This window comes from Stenotrophomonas sp. T8 (assembly GCF_051853085.1).
Classification (GTDB): Bacteria; Pseudomonadota; Gammaproteobacteria; order Xanthomonadales; family Xanthomonadaceae; genus Stenotrophomonas; species Stenotrophomonas sepilia.
In genome coordinates, this window is sequence record NZ_CP195329.1 from 511,269 (window position 1) to 526,065 (window position 14,797).

General features: G+C 65.6%; 16 protein-coding genes. 14 read left to right on the forward strand and 2 right to left on the reverse strand.

Annotated features, from left to right (window positions below; all coding sequences use genetic code 11):
• Positions 1-2: 2 nt before the first annotated feature.
• The 12 genes from rplF to ACSDHM_RS02365 all read left to right on the forward strand — a co-directional run bounded on the left by rplF (position 3) and on the right by ACSDHM_RS02365 (position 7,673).
• Positions 3-527, forward strand: coding sequence for a 50S ribosomal protein L6 (rplF, locus tag ACSDHM_RS02310; RefSeq protein ID WP_049416175.1), 525 nt, complete (start codon positions 3-5; stop codon positions 525-527).
• 32 nt (positions 528-559) lie between these two features.
• Positions 560-913 (forward strand): 50S ribosomal protein L18, encoded by a 354-nt coding sequence (gene rplR, locus ACSDHM_RS02315; RefSeq protein ID WP_004154495.1) that lies wholly within the window; start codon positions 560-562, stop codon positions 911-913.
• 161 nt (positions 914-1,074) lie between these two features.
• On the forward strand, positions 1,075-1,617 hold the full coding sequence (gene rpsE, locus ACSDHM_RS02320) for a 30S ribosomal protein S5 (protein WP_005415419.1): 543 nt from the start codon (positions 1,075-1,077) through the stop codon (positions 1,615-1,617).
• On the forward strand, positions 1,610-1,801 hold the full coding sequence (gene rpmD, locus ACSDHM_RS02325; protein ID WP_005408214.1) for a 50S ribosomal protein L30: 192 nt from the start codon (positions 1,610-1,612) through the stop codon (positions 1,799-1,801). The genes rpsE and rpmD overlap by 8 nt, the downstream gene beginning before the upstream one ends.
• A 6-nt stretch (positions 1,802-1,807) precedes the next feature.
• On the forward strand, positions 1,808-2,251 hold the full coding sequence (gene rplO / locus ACSDHM_RS02330; RefSeq protein WP_004154498.1) for a 50S ribosomal protein L15: 444 nt from the start codon (positions 1,808-1,810) through the stop codon (positions 2,249-2,251).
• Between the two features lie 7 nt (positions 2,252-2,258).
• Entirely contained in the window at positions 2,259-3,626 is a 1,368-nt protein-coding gene (secY, locus tag ACSDHM_RS02335; RefSeq protein WP_005415420.1) for a preprotein translocase subunit SecY, read from the forward strand.
• Positions 3,627-3,973: 347 nt separating this feature from the next.
• Positions 3,974-4,330, forward strand: coding sequence for a 30S ribosomal protein S13 (gene rpsM, locus ACSDHM_RS02340; RefSeq protein ID WP_004154500.1), 357 nt, complete (start codon positions 3,974-3,976; stop codon positions 4,328-4,330).
• A gap of 11 nt (positions 4,331-4,341) precedes the next feature.
• Positions 4,342-4,731 carry a 30S ribosomal protein S11 gene (rpsK, locus tag ACSDHM_RS02345; RefSeq protein WP_004145443.1) on the forward strand — a complete coding sequence of 130 codons (390 nt, stop codon included), beginning with the start codon at positions 4,342-4,344 and terminating at the stop codon, positions 4,729-4,731.
• Between the two features lie 15 nt (positions 4,732-4,746).
• Positions 4,747-5,376 (forward strand): 30S ribosomal protein S4, encoded by a 630-nt coding sequence (rpsD, locus tag ACSDHM_RS02350; RefSeq protein WP_004145446.1) that lies wholly within the window; start codon positions 4,747-4,749, stop codon positions 5,374-5,376.
• Positions 5,377-5,431: 55 nt separating this feature from the next.
• The gene (locus ACSDHM_RS02355) at positions 5,432-6,430 is read left to right on the forward strand and encodes a DNA-directed RNA polymerase subunit alpha (RefSeq protein WP_005408216.1); all 999 of its coding nucleotides are present in this window, start codon (positions 5,432-5,434) and stop codon (positions 6,428-6,430) included.
• 190 nt (positions 6,431-6,620) lie between these two features.
• Complete coding sequence (rplQ, locus tag ACSDHM_RS02360; RefSeq protein WP_005408217.1) at positions 6,621-7,004, forward strand: 50S ribosomal protein L17; 384 nt, start codon at positions 6,621-6,623, stop codon at positions 7,002-7,004.
• Positions 7,005-7,166: 162 nt separating this feature from the next.
• Positions 7,167-7,673 (forward strand): disulfide bond formation protein B, encoded by a 507-nt coding sequence (locus tag ACSDHM_RS02365; RefSeq protein WP_005415421.1) that lies wholly within the window; start codon positions 7,167-7,169, stop codon positions 7,671-7,673.
• Positions 7,674-7,736: 63 nt separating this feature from the next.
• On the opposite strand, the gene ACSDHM_RS02370 is transcribed toward ACSDHM_RS02365, so the two are convergent.
• Positions 7,737-9,863: a TonB-dependent receptor gene (locus ACSDHM_RS02370; protein ID WP_072169159.1), complete on the reverse strand. Its 2,127-nt coding sequence runs from the start codon at positions 9,861-9,863 to the stop codon at positions 7,737-7,739.
• A 221-nt stretch (positions 9,864-10,084) separates the two neighbouring features.
• Between ACSDHM_RS02370 and ACSDHM_RS02375 the strand changes: the two genes are divergently transcribed.
• Both ACSDHM_RS02375 and ACSDHM_RS02380 read left to right on the forward strand, forming a co-directional pair.
• Entirely contained in the window at positions 10,085-11,476 is a 1,392-nt protein-coding gene (locus ACSDHM_RS02375) for a class II 3-deoxy-7-phosphoheptulonate synthase (RefSeq protein WP_072169160.1), read from the forward strand.
• 454 nt (positions 11,477-11,930) lie between these two features.
• Positions 11,931-13,118, forward strand: coding sequence for a mechanosensitive ion channel family protein (locus ACSDHM_RS02380; RefSeq protein ID WP_439426613.1), 1,188 nt, complete (start codon positions 11,931-11,933; stop codon positions 13,116-13,118).
• Between the two features lie 27 nt (positions 13,119-13,145).
• Here ACSDHM_RS02380 and ACSDHM_RS02385 read toward each other — a convergent pair whose 3' ends face one another.
• Complete coding sequence (locus ACSDHM_RS02385; protein WP_072169161.1) at positions 13,146-14,768, reverse strand: amidase; 1,623 nt, start codon at positions 14,766-14,768, stop codon at positions 13,146-13,148.
• Positions 14,769-14,797 lie beyond the last annotated feature (29 nt).

Genomic DNA, 14,797 nt, shown 5'->3' on the forward strand with positions numbered 1-14,797 from the left:
CTATGTCCCGCGTAGCCAAGAAGCCCGTCACCCTGGGTAAGGTCGAACTGAACGTCCAGTCGGAAAGCATCACCGTCAAGGGCCCGAAGGGCACCCTGTCGCTGGTCAAGCCGGCCGGTATTGCCATCAACGTCGACAGCGGCGTTGCCACCCTGAGCACCGAGAGCGCCGACCTGGTCGCGCTGACCGGTACCGTGCGCGCGATCCTGGCCAACATGGTCAAGGGCGTGTCCGAAGGCTTCGAGCGCAAGCTGGAGCTGGTCGGCGTGGGTTACCGTGCTGCCATGCAGGGCAAGGATCTGAGCCTGTCGCTCGGTTTCTCGCATCCGGTCGTGTTCGTGGCACCGGAAGGCATCACCATCTCCACCCCGACCCAGACCGAGATCCTGGTCCAGGGCGCTGACAAGCAGGTCGTCGGTGAAGTCGCCGCCAAGATCCGTGCGTTCCGCAAGCCGGAGCCGTACAAGGGCAAGGGCGTGAAGTACTCCGACGAAGTCATCATCCGTAAGGAAGCCAAGAAGGCCTAATTAGGCGCTTCCGCTTTCAAGGAAAAAACATCATGAACAAGAACATCGCCCGCCTGCGTCGCGCCAAGTCGACCCGCGCCCACATCCGTGAGCTCGGCGTCGCCCGCCTGTCGGTGCTGCGCACCGGCCAGCACCTGTACGCCCAGGTCTTCACCGCTGACGGTTCGAAGGTGCTGGCTGCCGCCAACACCACCCAGACCGACGTCAAGGAAGGCCTGAAGAACGGCAAGAACGCCGATGCCGCTGCCAAGGTCGGCCGCATCGTTGCCGAGCGCGCCAAGGCCGCCGGCATCGAGAAGGTTGCCTTCGATCGTTCGGGCTACCGCTACCACGGCCGCATCAAGGCCCTGGCAGAAGCCGCCCGCGAAGCCGGCCTGCAGTTCTAAGGGATCAGGGCAGGGGGCCGATGGCCTCCTGCCCACCTGCTCGCCAGCCTGAGCGAGGCTGGACGGCGCCGCTCTTCTGCAGCGGCCCACCGGAACAACGCGTCACTCCACAACCATAAGCGGCCCCGAGCCGTACATACCCAAACAACCAAGGAATCAACATGGCAGAAGAGCGTCAGCAGCGGGGTCGCGATCGCGACCGTAACCGCGAAGAGAAGATCGACGACGGCATGATCGAAAAGCTGGTCGCGGTCAACCGCGTCAGCAAGACCGTCAAGGGTGGCCGCCAGTTCACCTTCACCGCCCTGACCGTTGTCGGCGACGGCGAAGGCAAGGTCGGTTTCGGTTATGGCAAGGCCCGCGAAGTGCCGGTCGCCATCCAGAAGTCGATGGAACAGGCCCGCAAGAACCTGGTCAGCGTTGACCTGAACAACGGCACCCTGTGGCACACCATCAAGGATGGTCACGGCGCAGCCCGCGTGTTCATGCAGCCGGCTTCGGAAGGTACTGGCGTCATCGCCGGCGGTGCCATGCGCGCCGTGCTGGAAGCCGTTGGCGTGAAGAACGTGCTGGCCAAGGCCACCGGTTCGCGCAACCCGATCAATCTGGTGCGCGCCACCGTGAAGGGCCTGACTGCTGCGCAGTCGCCGGCCCGCATCGCGGCCAAGCGCGGCAAGAAGGTGGAGGAACTCAACCATGGCTAATGAGTCCAACAAGACTGTGAAGGTCCGCCTGGTGCGTGGCCTGCGTGGCACCCAGTCGCGTCACCGCCTGTCGGTGCGTGCCCTGGGCCTGAACAAGCTCAACGATGTGCGTGAACTGAAGGACAGCCCGCAGGTGCGCGGCCTGATCAACAAGGTTCAGTACCTCGTCCAGGTTGAGGAGTAATCGACCATGACTCTGCGTCTCAATGAACTGAGCCCGGCACCGGGCGCCCGCACCGAGCGCACCCGCGTCGGCCGCGGTATCGGCTCGGGCCTGGGCAAGACTGCCGGCCGCGGCCACAAGGGTTCGTTCGCCCGCAAGGGTGGCGGCAAGATCAAGGCTGGCTTCGAAGGCGGCCAGACCCCCATGCAGCGTCGTCTGCCGAAGATCGGCTTCCGTTCGCCGATCGCCAAGGACACCGCTGAAGTGCTGCTGTACGCGCTGGACAAGCTGCCGGCCGGTGAGATCGACTTCGCCGCCCTGCGTGCTGCCAAGCTGGTCCCGAGCACTGCCAAGAAGGCCAAGGTCGTCGTCAAGGGCGAAGTGACCAAGGCGTTCACCCTGAAGGGTATTGCTGCCACGGCTGGTGCCAAGGCTGCGATCGAAGCTGCCGGCGGCAGCGTAACGGAGTAAGAAAATCATGGCGCAAGCTGGCATCGGTAACCTCGCGGGCGGAATGGGCAAGTTCACTGAACTTCGCCAACGTTTGCTGTTCGTCGTCGGGGCTTTGATCGTCTATCGCATCGGCTGCTACGTGCCGGTGCCGGGCGTCAATCCCGATGCCATGCTTGCCATGATGCAACAGCAGGGCGGCGGCATCGTGGACATGTTCAACATGTTCTCGGGCGGCGCCCTGCACCGTTTCAGCATCTTTGCGCTGAACGTGATGCCGTACATCTCGGCATCGATCGTGATGCAGCTGGCCGTGCACATCTTCCCCGCCCTGAAGGCGATGCAGAAGGAAGGTGAGTCCGGCCGCCGCAAGATCACCCAGTATTCGCGCATCGGCGCCGTGCTGCTGGCAGTGGTGCAGGGCGGTTCGATCGCGCTGGCCCTGCAGGGGCAGGTTTCGCCGTCGGGCGCTCCGGTCGTGTACGCCCCCGGCATGGGCTTCGTGCTCACCGCGGTGGTCGCACTGACTGCCGGCACCATGTTCCTGATGTGGGTCGGTGAGCAGGTCACCGAACGCGGTATCGGCAACGGCGTGTCGCTGATCATCTTCGCCGGTATCGTCGCCGGCCTGCCGGGTGCGGTCATCCACACCTTCGACGCCTACCGCGACGGCAACATCCAGTTCATCCAGCTGCTGCTGATCGCTATCGTCGTGCTCGCTTTCACCTTCTTCGTGGTGTTCGTGGAGCGCGGCCAGCGCCGGATCACGGTCAATTACGCGCGCCGCCAGGGCGGTCGCAACGCGTACATGAACCAGACCTCGTTCCTGCCGCTGAAGCTCAACATGGCCGGCGTCATCCCGGCGATCTTTGCCTCGAGCCTGCTGGCCTTCCCGGCCACCCTGGCCATGTGGTCCGGCCAGGCTGCCAACCAGAGCAGCTTCGGTCAGGTCCTGCAGAAGGTCGCCAATGCCCTGGGCCCGGGCGAGCCGCTGCACATGATCGTGTTCGCTGCGCTGATCACCGGTTTCGCGTTCTTCTATACGGCGCTGGTGTTCAATTCGCAGGAAACCGCCGACAACCTGAAGAAGTCGGGCGCTTTGATTCCGGGCATCCGTCCGGGCAAGGCCACCGCCGACTACATCGACGGCGTGCTGACCCGCCTGACCGCGGCCGGCTCGGCCTACCTGGTGATCGTCTGCCTGCTGCCGGAACTGATGCGCACGCAGCTGAATGCCTCGTTCTACTTCGGTGGCACGTCGCTGCTGATCGTGGTGGTGGTGGTGATGGACTTCATCGCCCAGGTGCAGGCACACCTGATGTCCCACCAGTACGAGAGCCTACTGAAGAAGGCCAACCTGAAGGGCGGCAACCGCGGCGGTTTTGCCCGCGGCTGATAGGCCTGTTATACTTTCGTCTTCCTGACGTGATGGTCCCTCCGCTTCGCGGATTCCGGCCACACAAACGAAGGGCGGCCCCCGCAGCGGTTCCGGGTGGGGGTGTGATGAGGTGGTCCCGCGCTGGAGTAGCGCGGGCGGCCCCGGGGGAAACCCCAGGTCCAACCCCATCCGGCGCCGGAGCCTGGGCACACTCCCCAGGCCGGGTTCATGAAACCAATGGTTTCACGGGCTTCCATGTAAACCGGAACCTTGTTAGTATCGCTAGTTCACTTTTTTGATCCATCCTGCCGGATTGGCGTGCCCGAGGCGCGCTGTCGGCCATCACTCAGCTGGAGAACCGCGTCATGGCGCGTATTGCAGGCGTCAACCTGCCAGCCCAGAAGCACGTCTGGGTCGGGTTGCAAAGCATTTACGGCATCGGCCGTACCCGTTCGAAGAAGGTCTGCGAAGTCGCAGGCGTTGCTTCGACCACCAAGATCCGCGATCTGTCGGAGCCGGAAATCGAGCGCCTGCGCGCCGAAGTCGGCAAGTACATCGTGGAAGGCGATCTGCGCCGTGAGATCGGCATCGCGATCAAGCGCCTGATGGACCTGGGCTGCTACCGCGGCCTGCGTCACCGTCGTGGCCTCCCGCTGCGTGGCCAGCGCACCCGTACCAACGCCCGCACCCGCAAGGGTCCGCGCAAGGCGATCAAGAAGTAAGGGACTGAGAAATGGCTAAGCCCGCTGCTAAGACCAAGAAGAAGATCAAGCGCGTCGTCACCGACGGCGTTGCCCACGTCCACGCTTCGTTCAACAACACCATCGTCACCATCACCGACCGCCAGGGCAACGCTCTGTCGTGGGCGACCTCCGGTGGCGCTGGCTTCCGCGGTTCGCGCAAGTCGACCCCGTTCGCTGCCCAGGTGGCTGCTGAAAAGGCCGGTCGTGCTGCGCTGGACTACGGCGTGAAGTCGCTGGAAGTCCGCATCAAGGGCCCGGGTCCGGGCCGTGAGTCGGCCGTGCGTTCGCTGAACAACGTCGGCTACAAGATCACCAACATCATCGACGTGACGCCCATCCCGCACAACGGGTGCCGTCCGCCGAAGAAGCGTCGCGTCTAAAGGGAGCGATAAGAAATGGCTCGTTATATCGGTCCTACCTGTAAGCTCGCCCGCCGCGAAGGCGCCGACCTGTCCCTGAAGAGCCCGGCGCGTGCGCTGGACTCCAAGTGCAAGCTGGAGCAGAAGCCCGGCCAGCACGGCGCCACTGCCCGCAAGGGCAAGCTGTCCGACTACGCCACCCAGCTGCGTGAAAAGCAGAAGGTCAAGCGTATCTACGGCCTGCTGGAGCGTCAGTTCCGCAACTACTACAAGAAGGCCTCGACCAAGAAGGGCAACACCGGCGAGAACCTGCTGCAGCTGCTGGAAACCCGCCTGGACAACGTCGTCTACCGCATGGGCTTCGCCGTGACCCGTCCGGCTGCCCGTCAGCTGGTGTCGCACCGCGGCGTCACCGTGAATGGCAAGTCGGTCAACCTGGCTTCGTACCAGGTCAAGGCTGGCGACGCCATCGCTCTGTCCGAAAAGGCTGCCAAGCAGCTGCGCGTCCAGGAAGCCCTGACCGTCGCCGCCCAGCATGACCTGAGCCCGTCGTGGGTTGAAGTGGATTCCGGCAAGTTCACCGGCATCTTCAAGGCTGTTCCGGATCGTTCGGATCTGCCTGCGGACATCAACGAAGCGCTGATCGTCGAGCTGTATTCGAAGTAATTCACATTGGAGAGCCCCCGGCGACGGCCGGGGGTTCACTAGGAGAACCCGCAACATGACGGTTACCGCCAACCAGGTTCTGCGTCCTCGCGGTCCGCAGATCGAACGCCTTACCGACACCCGTGCAAAGGTCGTTATCGAACCTTTGGAGCGGGGTTACGGGCATACGCTGGGCAACGCCCTGCGTCGCGTGCTGCTGTCGTCCATCCCGGGCTTCGCCATCACGGAAGTCGAAATCGACGGCGTGTTGCATGAGTACACCACGGTCGAAGGTCTGCAGGAGGACGTGCTCGAAGTCCTGCTCAACCTGAAGGATGTGGCCATCCGTATGCACTCCGGCGACAGCGCCACCCTGTCCCTGTCCAAGCAGGGCCCGGGCGTTGTCACCGCTGCCGACATCAAGGTCGACCACAATGTGGAGATCCTGAACGGCGACCATGTGATCTGCCACCTGACCAAGGACACGGCAATCAACATGCGTCTGAAGATCGAACGTGGTTTCGGCTACCAGCCGGCTGCCGCGCGTCGTCGTCCGGACGAAGAAACCCGTGCCATCGGCCGCCTGGTCCTGGATGCCTCGTTCTCGCCGGTCCGCCGTGTCGCCTATGCCGTGGAAGCGGCGCGTGTCGAACAGCGCACCGACCTGGACAAGCTGGTCATCGATATCGAGACCAACGGCACCATCGATGCCGAGGAAGCCGTGCGCACCGCCGCCGACATCCTCAGCGACCAGCTGTCGGTGTTCGGTGACTTCACCCACCGCGACCGCGGTGCGGCCAAGCCGGCCAACAACGGCGTGGATCCGGTGCTGCTGCGCCCGATCGACGATCTGGAGCTGACCGTGCGTTCGGCCAACTGCCTGAAGGCTGAAAGCATCTACTACATCGGCGATCTGATCCAGAAGACCGAAGTGGAGCTGCTGAAGACCCCGAACCTGGGCAAGAAGTCGCTCACCGAGATCAAGGAAGTGCTGGCTCAGCGCGGCCTGTCGCTCGGCATGAAGCTGGAGAACTGGCCGCCGGCCGGCGTCGCCAGCCACGGCATGCTGGGCTGATATCGGCAATGCCTGAAGGCTCCACCGTTCGCGGTGGGGCCTTCAACGCAACACAACATGCCACGACGAACCCCAGGTTCGCGGGCAGGTCGTCCAGGACGGGCGGCCAGGACCATCCGCAGTCCGCGCAGCAACGCCAGGATGGCGACAACGATCCGCACAGCCTCATCATTAACCAAGGAATATCACCATGCGTCACCAGAAGTCTGGCCGTAAGTTCAGCCGCACCAGCGCCCACCGCGAAGCGATGTTCAAGAACATGGCCGCCTCGCTGTTCAAGCACGAGCTGATCAAGACCACCCTGCCGAAGGCCAAGGAACTGCGCCGCGTTGCCGAGCCGCTGATCACCCTGGCCAAGGTCGACTCCGTCGCCAACCGCCGTCTGGCTTTCGCTCGCCTGCGCGACAACGAAGCCGTGGGCAACCTGTTCACCATCCTGGGCCCGCGCTACGCGAACCGTCCGGGCGGCTACCTGCGCCTGCTGAAGTGTGGCTTCCGCGCTGGCGACAACGCGCCGATGGCCTACGTCGAGCTGGTTGACCGTCCGGTCGTGGCCGAGGAAGTGGCCGAGTAATCGGACCGCTCCAACGCGACACAGCGAAAGCCCGGCCTCTGCCGGGCTTTTGCGTTTCTGCGGGATCTGACCCGCACCGTTCCGACAGGCGTCACCTGTGGCGGTTCGAATGGCATGCACTCTCGGTTACGCTTGGCGCCTTGATCCATTCGAGCGTTGACGATGAATCCACTGCGCTGGCCCTTCCGCGCCCAGTTCTTCCTGGGCTTCCTGATCTGCGCGGGCCTGCTGGGCTACGCGATCTTCCTGCAGCTGAAGATGGGCCTGGAGCCGTGCCCGCTGTGCATCTTCCAGCGGCTGGCGTTCGCCGCGCTGGGCCTGCTGTTCCTGATCGGTGCACTGCACGGGCCCTCCAACCGTCCTGGCCGGGCAACCTACGGCGTGCTCGCCTTCATTGCCGCCGCGGTCGGCGTAGGCATCGCTGCGCGCCACGTCTACGTGCAGATGCTGCCACCGGAGATGGGTGCGACCTGCGGCCCGCCGCTGAGCTTCCTGCGCGAGACCATGGGGCCGCTGGAAGTATTCCGCACGGTGCTGACCGGTACCGGCAACTGCGGCAATATCGACTGGACGTTCCTGGGCCTGACCATGCCGATGTGGTCGGGCGTGTGGTTCGTGCTGCTGGCGCTGTGGGCGTTGGTGGTGTCGCTGCGCAAGGTCAAGCGCTGAACTAAGGCGGGGTCGGAGCCCTCTCCTGCGGAAAGGGGTCCGACCCCAGGCACCCTGGCGTCCTCAGAAATCCTGCTGCAGGCTCAGGTAGGCGCCACGGCGCGGTCCCCACTGCGGGGCGAACACGCCGACGCCACCGCCATCGCGCAGTTGGTAGCTGCGGTCCAATGCATTGATGACCGCCAGCTGCACATGCAGCGGATGGCCGCTGCCGGCATTGAAGTCATGCCCGGCGCTGAGGTTCACCTGCAGGTAGGACGGCAGCTCGCCGCCGTTGGGCACGCCCTCGATGTCCGAACGCAGGCCGCTACCGAACACGTAGTTGGCGCCGACCCGGTTGTGTCCGGCAAAGGCGTAGCTGAAGCCACCCGATGAGGTCAGCTTCTGGTCGTGGTCGAGGTGGATCCAATGGTTGGCCACATAGGCCAGCGCGTCCGGATCGAGGTTGTACTGGCTGGTGATGACCTGGGTGCCGATGGCCTTGTTGTACGCTGCGTTGACGTAGGCGCTGAACGGACCGTCGCTGTAGTCGGCACTGAACTCCAGGCCATGGATATGGCCGCGGCGGTAGTTGAACGTCGAGTAGATGTAGGCGGCACCGAACTGGCCTTCGTCCTGCAGGCGCGCGACGCGTCGGTCATAGGCATCCAGGCCCAGGGTCAGGTGTTCGCCCACCTGCTGCGACACGCCGATGTCGTAGTAGTCGCTGCGCTCGGCCAGTGGCGTGTTGTTGCCGCCGCTGGGTTGCTGGTTGGTGGTGCCGTCGTACAGCGCGATGTCGCTGCTGGCGATCAGCTCACTGGCCGGTGGCGTGAAGTAACGCGAATAGCCGGCATGCACGGTGGTGCTGTCGCTGGCATTCCAGGCCACGCCCACGCGGGGGCTGAGCTGGCCCTCGGTGTGGCCAAAGGCCTTGTAGCGATCTCCGCGCAGGCCGTAGTTGACGGTCCAGTCGTCGCCGATCTTCCATTCATCCTGCACGTACAACGCCTGCGTGCTGGCATGGAAGGCACTGTGGTCAGGTATCAGCAGCGGCGTGGTGCTGGATTGCTGGCCGGCGTCATCGACCGGAAACACCCAGCTGCTGTTGTTCGCACGCGCGTTCTCGTAATTGCCGTACAGGCCATAGCGCAGCGTGTGGTCGCTGCCCAGCGGGGTGGAGAAATCGGCCTGCAGCGTGTTGGCGCGGTTGCTGCGCTGCACCTGCGAGGCGACGCCACTGAATACCAGGTCGCCGATGACATCCGGGTTGAACGCCACATCGCTGTAGCGCTGCCCGGCTGACAGCTGGTAGGCGGTGCTGCCCAGCGCGCCCTGCAGCACCAGCATGCCGAAGCGGGTGGTCTCGCGCTGGGTTTCATCCAGCTGGCTGGAGTCGAAGGTGGTGGTGTCCAGGTAACCGAACTGCGGGGTCTGGCCGGGGTTGACCGGGATCTGCAAGCGATTGTTGGCGAAGCCGGCGAACACGCTCAGGCGCGTGTTCTCGTTGACCAGGTAGGTGAGGTCAGCGAACGCTTTGCCTTGGTGGGTGTCGTCGTGCAGCGGCTTGCGCGAGCGGGTCGGGTTCTCCAGGCCAACCTCGTTCTGGTCGTAGTTGCCAGTAAGGAACCAGCTCCATCGCCCCTGGTTGCCCCACCACGAGGCATTCGGATTGATCTTGCCGAACGAGCCTGCGGTCAGACCGGCGCTGCCGCCATTGCCGAGCTCGGCGCCATTGCGGGTGGTGATGTCGACCACTGCAGCGGTGCGCTCGCCGAACTGCGCCGGCAGCGCGCCATCCATCAGGCGGATGCTCTTGATGGTGCGGGCATCCAGTGTCTGGCCGAAGCCGGAGATCGATTCGGGCAACAGCACGCCATTGATGCGGTACTGCAGATTGGCGTGGTCGCCGCGCACGTGCACGCCGCCATAGGAATCCTGGACCACGCCCGGGGCCTGCAGCAGTACCTGGCTGAGCGGCGCGGAGGCACCCAGCGGCTGCTTCTGGATGTCCTCGGCGGTGATCTGGTACTGGCTGCTGCCGATGTCCGGCGACAGCGCGTTGCGGGCCTGGTCGAGCTGGGCGTGGACGGTGACTGCGTCCAGATCCTTGACGGAGGAAGAGGTGTCGTCGGTCGTTGCGGCGAAGGCGGGCAGGCTGGCCAAGGCCAGGGCGAAGGCAATGCCGGTAGCGAGGGGTGAGGGCTTCATGGTGAGAGAGGGGGCGGCTGGGCGTGGAAGGGGCCGGTCCATGACGTGGAAGTGTTACTCCGTAACAAATCATGCGCCTGTCCCGTGCGGCTGACCATGCTGGATCTGGCTGCCGGCGCTGGCCTTTCCCTGCCGTTCAGGTGGCTGGGGCGGTGGGTGTGGGCCTTTGCGTCAGCGGCTGGCTCTGCGACCATGACCGCCCCCCACCCCGGAAGTCTGCAATGAGCCTGTCCGCCGTTCCACCCGCGTCCGATCCCGCCGCGACCACCGCTGGCGCTGCCTGGTCGCCGGAGAGCTGGCGTGGCAAGACCGCGCTGCAGATGCCGACCTACCCGGACCCGGTGGCATTGGACGCCGCTCTGCACGAGCTGAAGCGGCTGCCGCCGCTGGTCACCTCGTGGGAGATCCTGGCGTTGAAGCAGCAGCTGGCCGAGGCCCAGGAAGGCAAGCGCTTCCTGCTGCAGGGCGGCGACTGCGCCGAGAACTTCAGCGACTGCGAATCGGGCACCATCTCCAACCGCCTGAAGGTACTGCTGCAGATGAGCCTGGTGCTGGTGCACGGCCTGCGCCAGCCAGTGATCCGCGTGGGCCGCTTCGCCGGCCAGTACGCCAAGCCGCGCTCGGCCGACACCGAGACCCGCGACGGCGTGACCCTGCCCAGCTACCGCGGTGATGTGATCAACGCACCGGCGTTCACCGAAGCGGCGCGCCTGCCGGACCCCAAGCGGATGCTGCAGGCCCACGCGCATTCGGCGATGACGATGAACTTCGTGCGTGCGCTGATCGACGGCGGTTTCGCCGACCTGCACCACCCCGAATACTGGAATCTGGAGTGGGTAAGCCACTCGCCGCTGGCGGCCGAGTACCAGAAGATGGTGGCCTCGATCGGCGATGCGGTGCACTTCATGGAGACCCTGGCCGGGGCCCGCGTGCACAACCTCAACCGCATCGACTTCTACACGTCGCACGAAGCCCTGCTGCTGCCCTACGAGCAGGCGTTGACCCGCCAGGTGCCGCGCCAGCAGGGCTGGTTGAACCTGAGCACGCATTACCCGTGGATCGGCATGCGCACGGCCGCGCTCGATGGCGCGCACGTGGAGTACCTGCGTGGCGTGCGCAATCCGATTGCGATCAAGGTGGGTCCGTCGGTGACGCCGGACCAGCTGCTGCGCCTGATCGATGTGCTCAACCCACATGACGAGCCGGGCCGCCTGAGCTTCATCCACCGGATGGGCGCAACGCAGATCGCCGAGAAACTGCCGCCGCTGCTGGACGCGGTCAAGCGTGATGGTCGCCGCGTGCTGTGGGTGTGCGATGCGATGCATGGCAATACCGAAAGCACCGCCAACGGTTTCAAGACACGCCGCTTCGACAACGTGCGTGGCGAGGTGGAGATGTCGTTCGATCTGCATGCGGCCGCCGGTACGCGCCTGGGCGGTGTGCACCTGGAACTGACCGGCGAGGACGTGACCGAGTGCATCGGCGGCGCGCGCGAACTGACCGAGCGCGACCTGGAGCGTGCGTATCGTTCGACGGTGGACCCGCGGTTGAACTACGAGCAGTCGCTGGAGATCGCGATGGCGATCGTGCGCAAGCAGGAGCAAGTGCGGTAAGTGCGTTGCGGCAGGGCTTGCAGCCCTGCACCTGCCGAATCAACGTCAACTTCAACGTCAAACGCGGGCATTCCGTGGGAAGGCGGGGTGGTATCGGAGTGCGGGGACGCCGCAAGTACGTCCTTGTAGGCTTGGCAGCCGCTTGCTCGTGTGCGCAGGAAAGCGCACACGAGCAAGCGGCGACCGAGCTTACATGGGTGAGGGCGCTTTGCTTGCGAAGCACTGCTTCGCAAGCGCCCGAACGCACAGCCGCCAGCGGCTGGGCCGGGCCCCGGAGGGGTACTTGCAGCGCCCCCCGCAACCGGACCCACCCCGCCATCCCACAGCAAACCCGCTTCTGCTTCGGCTGTTGCTGTTGCCGTTGCTGTTGCTTCGGCTTCTGGGCAGGTGCAGGGCTGCAAGCCCTGCCGATCAACACCCTCCTTACGAACGGCTGACGTGACGCTCATGTGCCATGCGCGAGGCTGTCCACTTGCTTGTCCGACTGGAGGTGGCAACGGTGCACTGGCAGAGCGCACAGGCCTACGCATGGCCGTTGGGTTTGGCCGCATTGGTGGGCGGCATCGGCGCGTGGCTGATCCTGTGGATCTACCATCGGCTGAAAGGGCGTGATCGGCGGCGCGCGCGCATCGGGCGTGTGCTCGGGCTGCCAATGGCCACCGCATGGCCGCTGCTGCTGTTGATCCCTGCGTTGCAGGCCACGCCGCTGCAGGATCCCCTTCTGGGCAACCTGCAACGGGTGCTGCATATCGCACTGACCGCCTGCTTCATCTGGTTGCTGGTACGCGCAGTGGCAGCGGGTGAGCGGGCCATCCTGCGCAGCCATCCCATCGATGTCTCCGATAATCTGGAAGCGCGCCGCATCCAGACCCAGACGCGGGTGCTCAGCCGTGTGCTGATGGGCGGCATCATCGTGCTGGGTGCTTCGCTGGTGCTGTTGACCTTTCCCATGGTGCAGAAGATCGGCACCGCGCTGCTGGCCTCGGCGGGCCTCATCGGCCTGGTGGCCGGTATCGCCGCAAAGCCGGTGTTCGGCAATCTGATCGCTGGCCTGCAGATTGCAGTGACCCAGCCGATCCGGCTGGACGATGTGGTGATCGTCGAGGGCGAGTGGGGACGCATCGAGGAGATCGGCAGCAGCTACGTGGTGGTACGCATCTGGGACGAGCGGAGGATGGTGGTGCCGCTGACCTGGTTCATCGAGAACCCCTTCCAGAACTGGACCCGGCGCAGCGCCGATCTGCTCGGTACGGCGTTTCTGTGGCTGGACTATCGTGCCCCGATCGCGGCGATCCGCGCTGAGCTGGAGCGCATCTGCCGGGGTGAGGCATTGTGGGATGGCCGGGTCTGCGTGACCCAGGTGACCGAAACCAGCGAGCGTGCGATCCAGGTGCGCCTGCTGGTGAGTGCGCGCAGCTCTGGCGACGCGTTCGACCTGCGTTGCCTGGTACGCGAGCGCATGCTCGATTTCCTCGCACGTGAGCATCCGCAGTCGCTGCCGCAGCTGCGTGCGCGGCTGCAGCATGCTGACGAGCTGGACATGCCGCGTGGTCCACGCGCACGTACTGCAGATGTGCGTTCGCCGGGGGCTGAAGACGGTGAGGCGGCAATCGTGCCGATGGAGCCGGAACCCGAACGGTAGCGCCGGCCAGCGGCCGGCACTACCGGATCAAGGCTCGCCGGCGTCGATCAGCGTGTCGGTGCCGAAGTGCGGTGGCCGCCGCGCGCGGGTGCGCTGTTCGTAGGCGTACGCCATTTCGATCAGCTTCGGTTCGCTCCAGGCGGTGCCCATGAACAGCAGGCCGACCGGCAGGCCATCGATCTGGCCCATCGGCACGCTGAGGCTGGGATAGCCGGCGACGGCGGCGGCACTGTAGCTCTCGCCGGGGAAGTCGTCGCCTTCGCTGCGGATCGGCCACGCCACGCCGGTGGTCGGCGCGACCAGGGCGTCGAGCTGGTGGGCGGCGAGGGCGGCATCGATGCCTTCCGGGCCCGCCAACCGGCGCGCATCGCTGCGTGCGCGGATATAGGCGGGGTCGGCCAAGCCAGCGGTAGCGTCAGCTTCCACCAGCAGTTCCTGGCCGAACAGGCCCAGTTCCTGCTTGCTGTGCGCCCGGTTGAAGGCGATCAATTCGGCCAGGCTGTGCAGGGGAGCGCGGTGGGCGCTGAAGTAACGCTCCAGCCCGGCCTTGAACTCGTACAGCAGTACCTTGCGTTCGGCGTCGGCCCAGGCGCCCTGGTTGGGCAGCTCCACCGGCACCACGACGGCGCCGGCCCGACGCAGCTCGGTGGCGGCGTGTTCGATCAGTGGCGGCATGCCGCGGTATTTCAGCAGCGGCGTCTGCAGCAGGCCGATGCGCTTGCCACGCAGTCCCTGCGGATCCAGCCGCGCGGTGTAGTCGTACACCGCACGGCCGGGCATGGTTGCGGTGGCCGGGTCGGCATCATCGCGGCCGGCAATTGCGGTCAGTACGGCCGCAGCGTCGGCGACGCTGCGTGTCATCGGCCCCGCAGTATCCTGGCTGAAGGAAATCGGGATGATGCCATCGCGGCTGACCAGGCCGACGGTCGGCTTGAGGCCGACGATGCCATTGATCGCCGCAGGGCAGACGATGCTGCCGTCGGTTTCGGTGCCGATCGCCACGCTGGCCAGGTTGGCGGCGACCGCTACCGCGCTGCCGCTGCTGGAGCCGCAAGGCGAGTGGCTGAGGCGATAGGGATTGCGGGTCTGGCCGCCGCGCGCGCTCCAGCCGGACACCGAATCGTTGCCGCGGAAATTGGCCCATTCGCTGAGATTGGTCTTGCCCAGCACCACGGCCCCGGCCTCGCGCAGGCGCCGCACCAGATACGCATCGTCAGGGCGGAACCCCTGCAGGGCCAGAGAGCCGGCACTGGTGGCCATCGGCGCCGCGTTGATGTTGTCCTTCAGCAGTACCGGGATGCCGTGCAGCGGGCCACGCAGGCGTCCATCGCGGCGCTCGCGGTCGCGCGCCGCGGCTTCCTTCAGGGCATCGGGGTTGAGCTCGATCACCGCGCGCAGGCGGGGGCCGGCCCGATCCAGGGCGGCGATGCGCTGCAGGTAGGCCTGGGTCAGGGTGGTGCTGTCCAGTTCACCGGCGGTCATCCGCGCCTGCAGGTCGGCAACATCGGTTTCAGCGTACGGGAACGGCACGTTGCGGCTCGCAGGTTCGGCCGCATGCGCGCTGGGCGTGGCCGGGCTGCAGCCAGCCGAAAGCAGCGCAGGCAGCGCGGCGAGCAGGCAGGTCAGCAGAGGCGGCAAGGACGGGCGCATGGGGCGGCTTGGTCGGCTCCAATCCCCAG

Coding starts and splice junctions, on each gene's coding strand:
- rplF (WP_049416175.1), top strand. CDS start 3: ATGTCCCGCGTAGCCAAGAAGCCCGTCACCCTGGGTAAGGTCGAACTG.
- rplR (WP_004154495.1), top strand. CDS start 560: ATGAACAAGAACATCGCCCGCCTGCGTCGCGCCAAGTCGACCCGCGCC.
- rpsE (WP_005415419.1), top strand. CDS start 1,075: ATGGCAGAAGAGCGTCAGCAGCGGGGTCGCGATCGCGACCGTAACCGC.
- rpmD (WP_005408214.1), top strand. CDS start 1,610: ATGGCTAATGAGTCCAACAAGACTGTGAAGGTCCGCCTGGTGCGTGGC.
- rplO (WP_004154498.1), top strand. CDS start 1,808: ATGACTCTGCGTCTCAATGAACTGAGCCCGGCACCGGGCGCCCGCACC.
- secY (WP_005415420.1), top strand. CDS start 2,259: ATGGCGCAAGCTGGCATCGGTAACCTCGCGGGCGGAATGGGCAAGTTC.
- rpsM (WP_004154500.1), top strand. CDS start 3,974: ATGGCGCGTATTGCAGGCGTCAACCTGCCAGCCCAGAAGCACGTCTGG.
- rpsK (WP_004145443.1), top strand. CDS start 4,342: ATGGCTAAGCCCGCTGCTAAGACCAAGAAGAAGATCAAGCGCGTCGTC.
- rpsD (WP_004145446.1), top strand. CDS start 4,747: ATGGCTCGTTATATCGGTCCTACCTGTAAGCTCGCCCGCCGCGAAGGC.
- ACSDHM_RS02355 (WP_005408216.1), top strand. CDS start 5,432: ATGACGGTTACCGCCAACCAGGTTCTGCGTCCTCGCGGTCCGCAGATC.
- rplQ (WP_005408217.1), top strand. CDS start 6,621: ATGCGTCACCAGAAGTCTGGCCGTAAGTTCAGCCGCACCAGCGCCCAC.
- ACSDHM_RS02365 (WP_005415421.1), top strand. CDS start 7,167: ATGAATCCACTGCGCTGGCCCTTCCGCGCCCAGTTCTTCCTGGGCTTC.
- ACSDHM_RS02370 (WP_072169159.1), bottom strand. CDS start 9,863: ATGAAGCCCTCACCCCTCGCTACCGGCATTGCCTTCGCCCTGGCCTTG.
- ACSDHM_RS02375 (WP_072169160.1), top strand. CDS start 10,085: ATGAGCCTGTCCGCCGTTCCACCCGCGTCCGATCCCGCCGCGACCACC.
- ACSDHM_RS02380 (WP_439426613.1), top strand. CDS start 11,931: ATGCGCGAGGCTGTCCACTTGCTTGTCCGACTGGAGGTGGCAACGGTG.
- ACSDHM_RS02385 (WP_072169161.1), bottom strand. CDS start 14,768: ATGCGCCCGTCCTTGCCGCCTCTGCTGACCTGCCTGCTCGCCGCGCTG.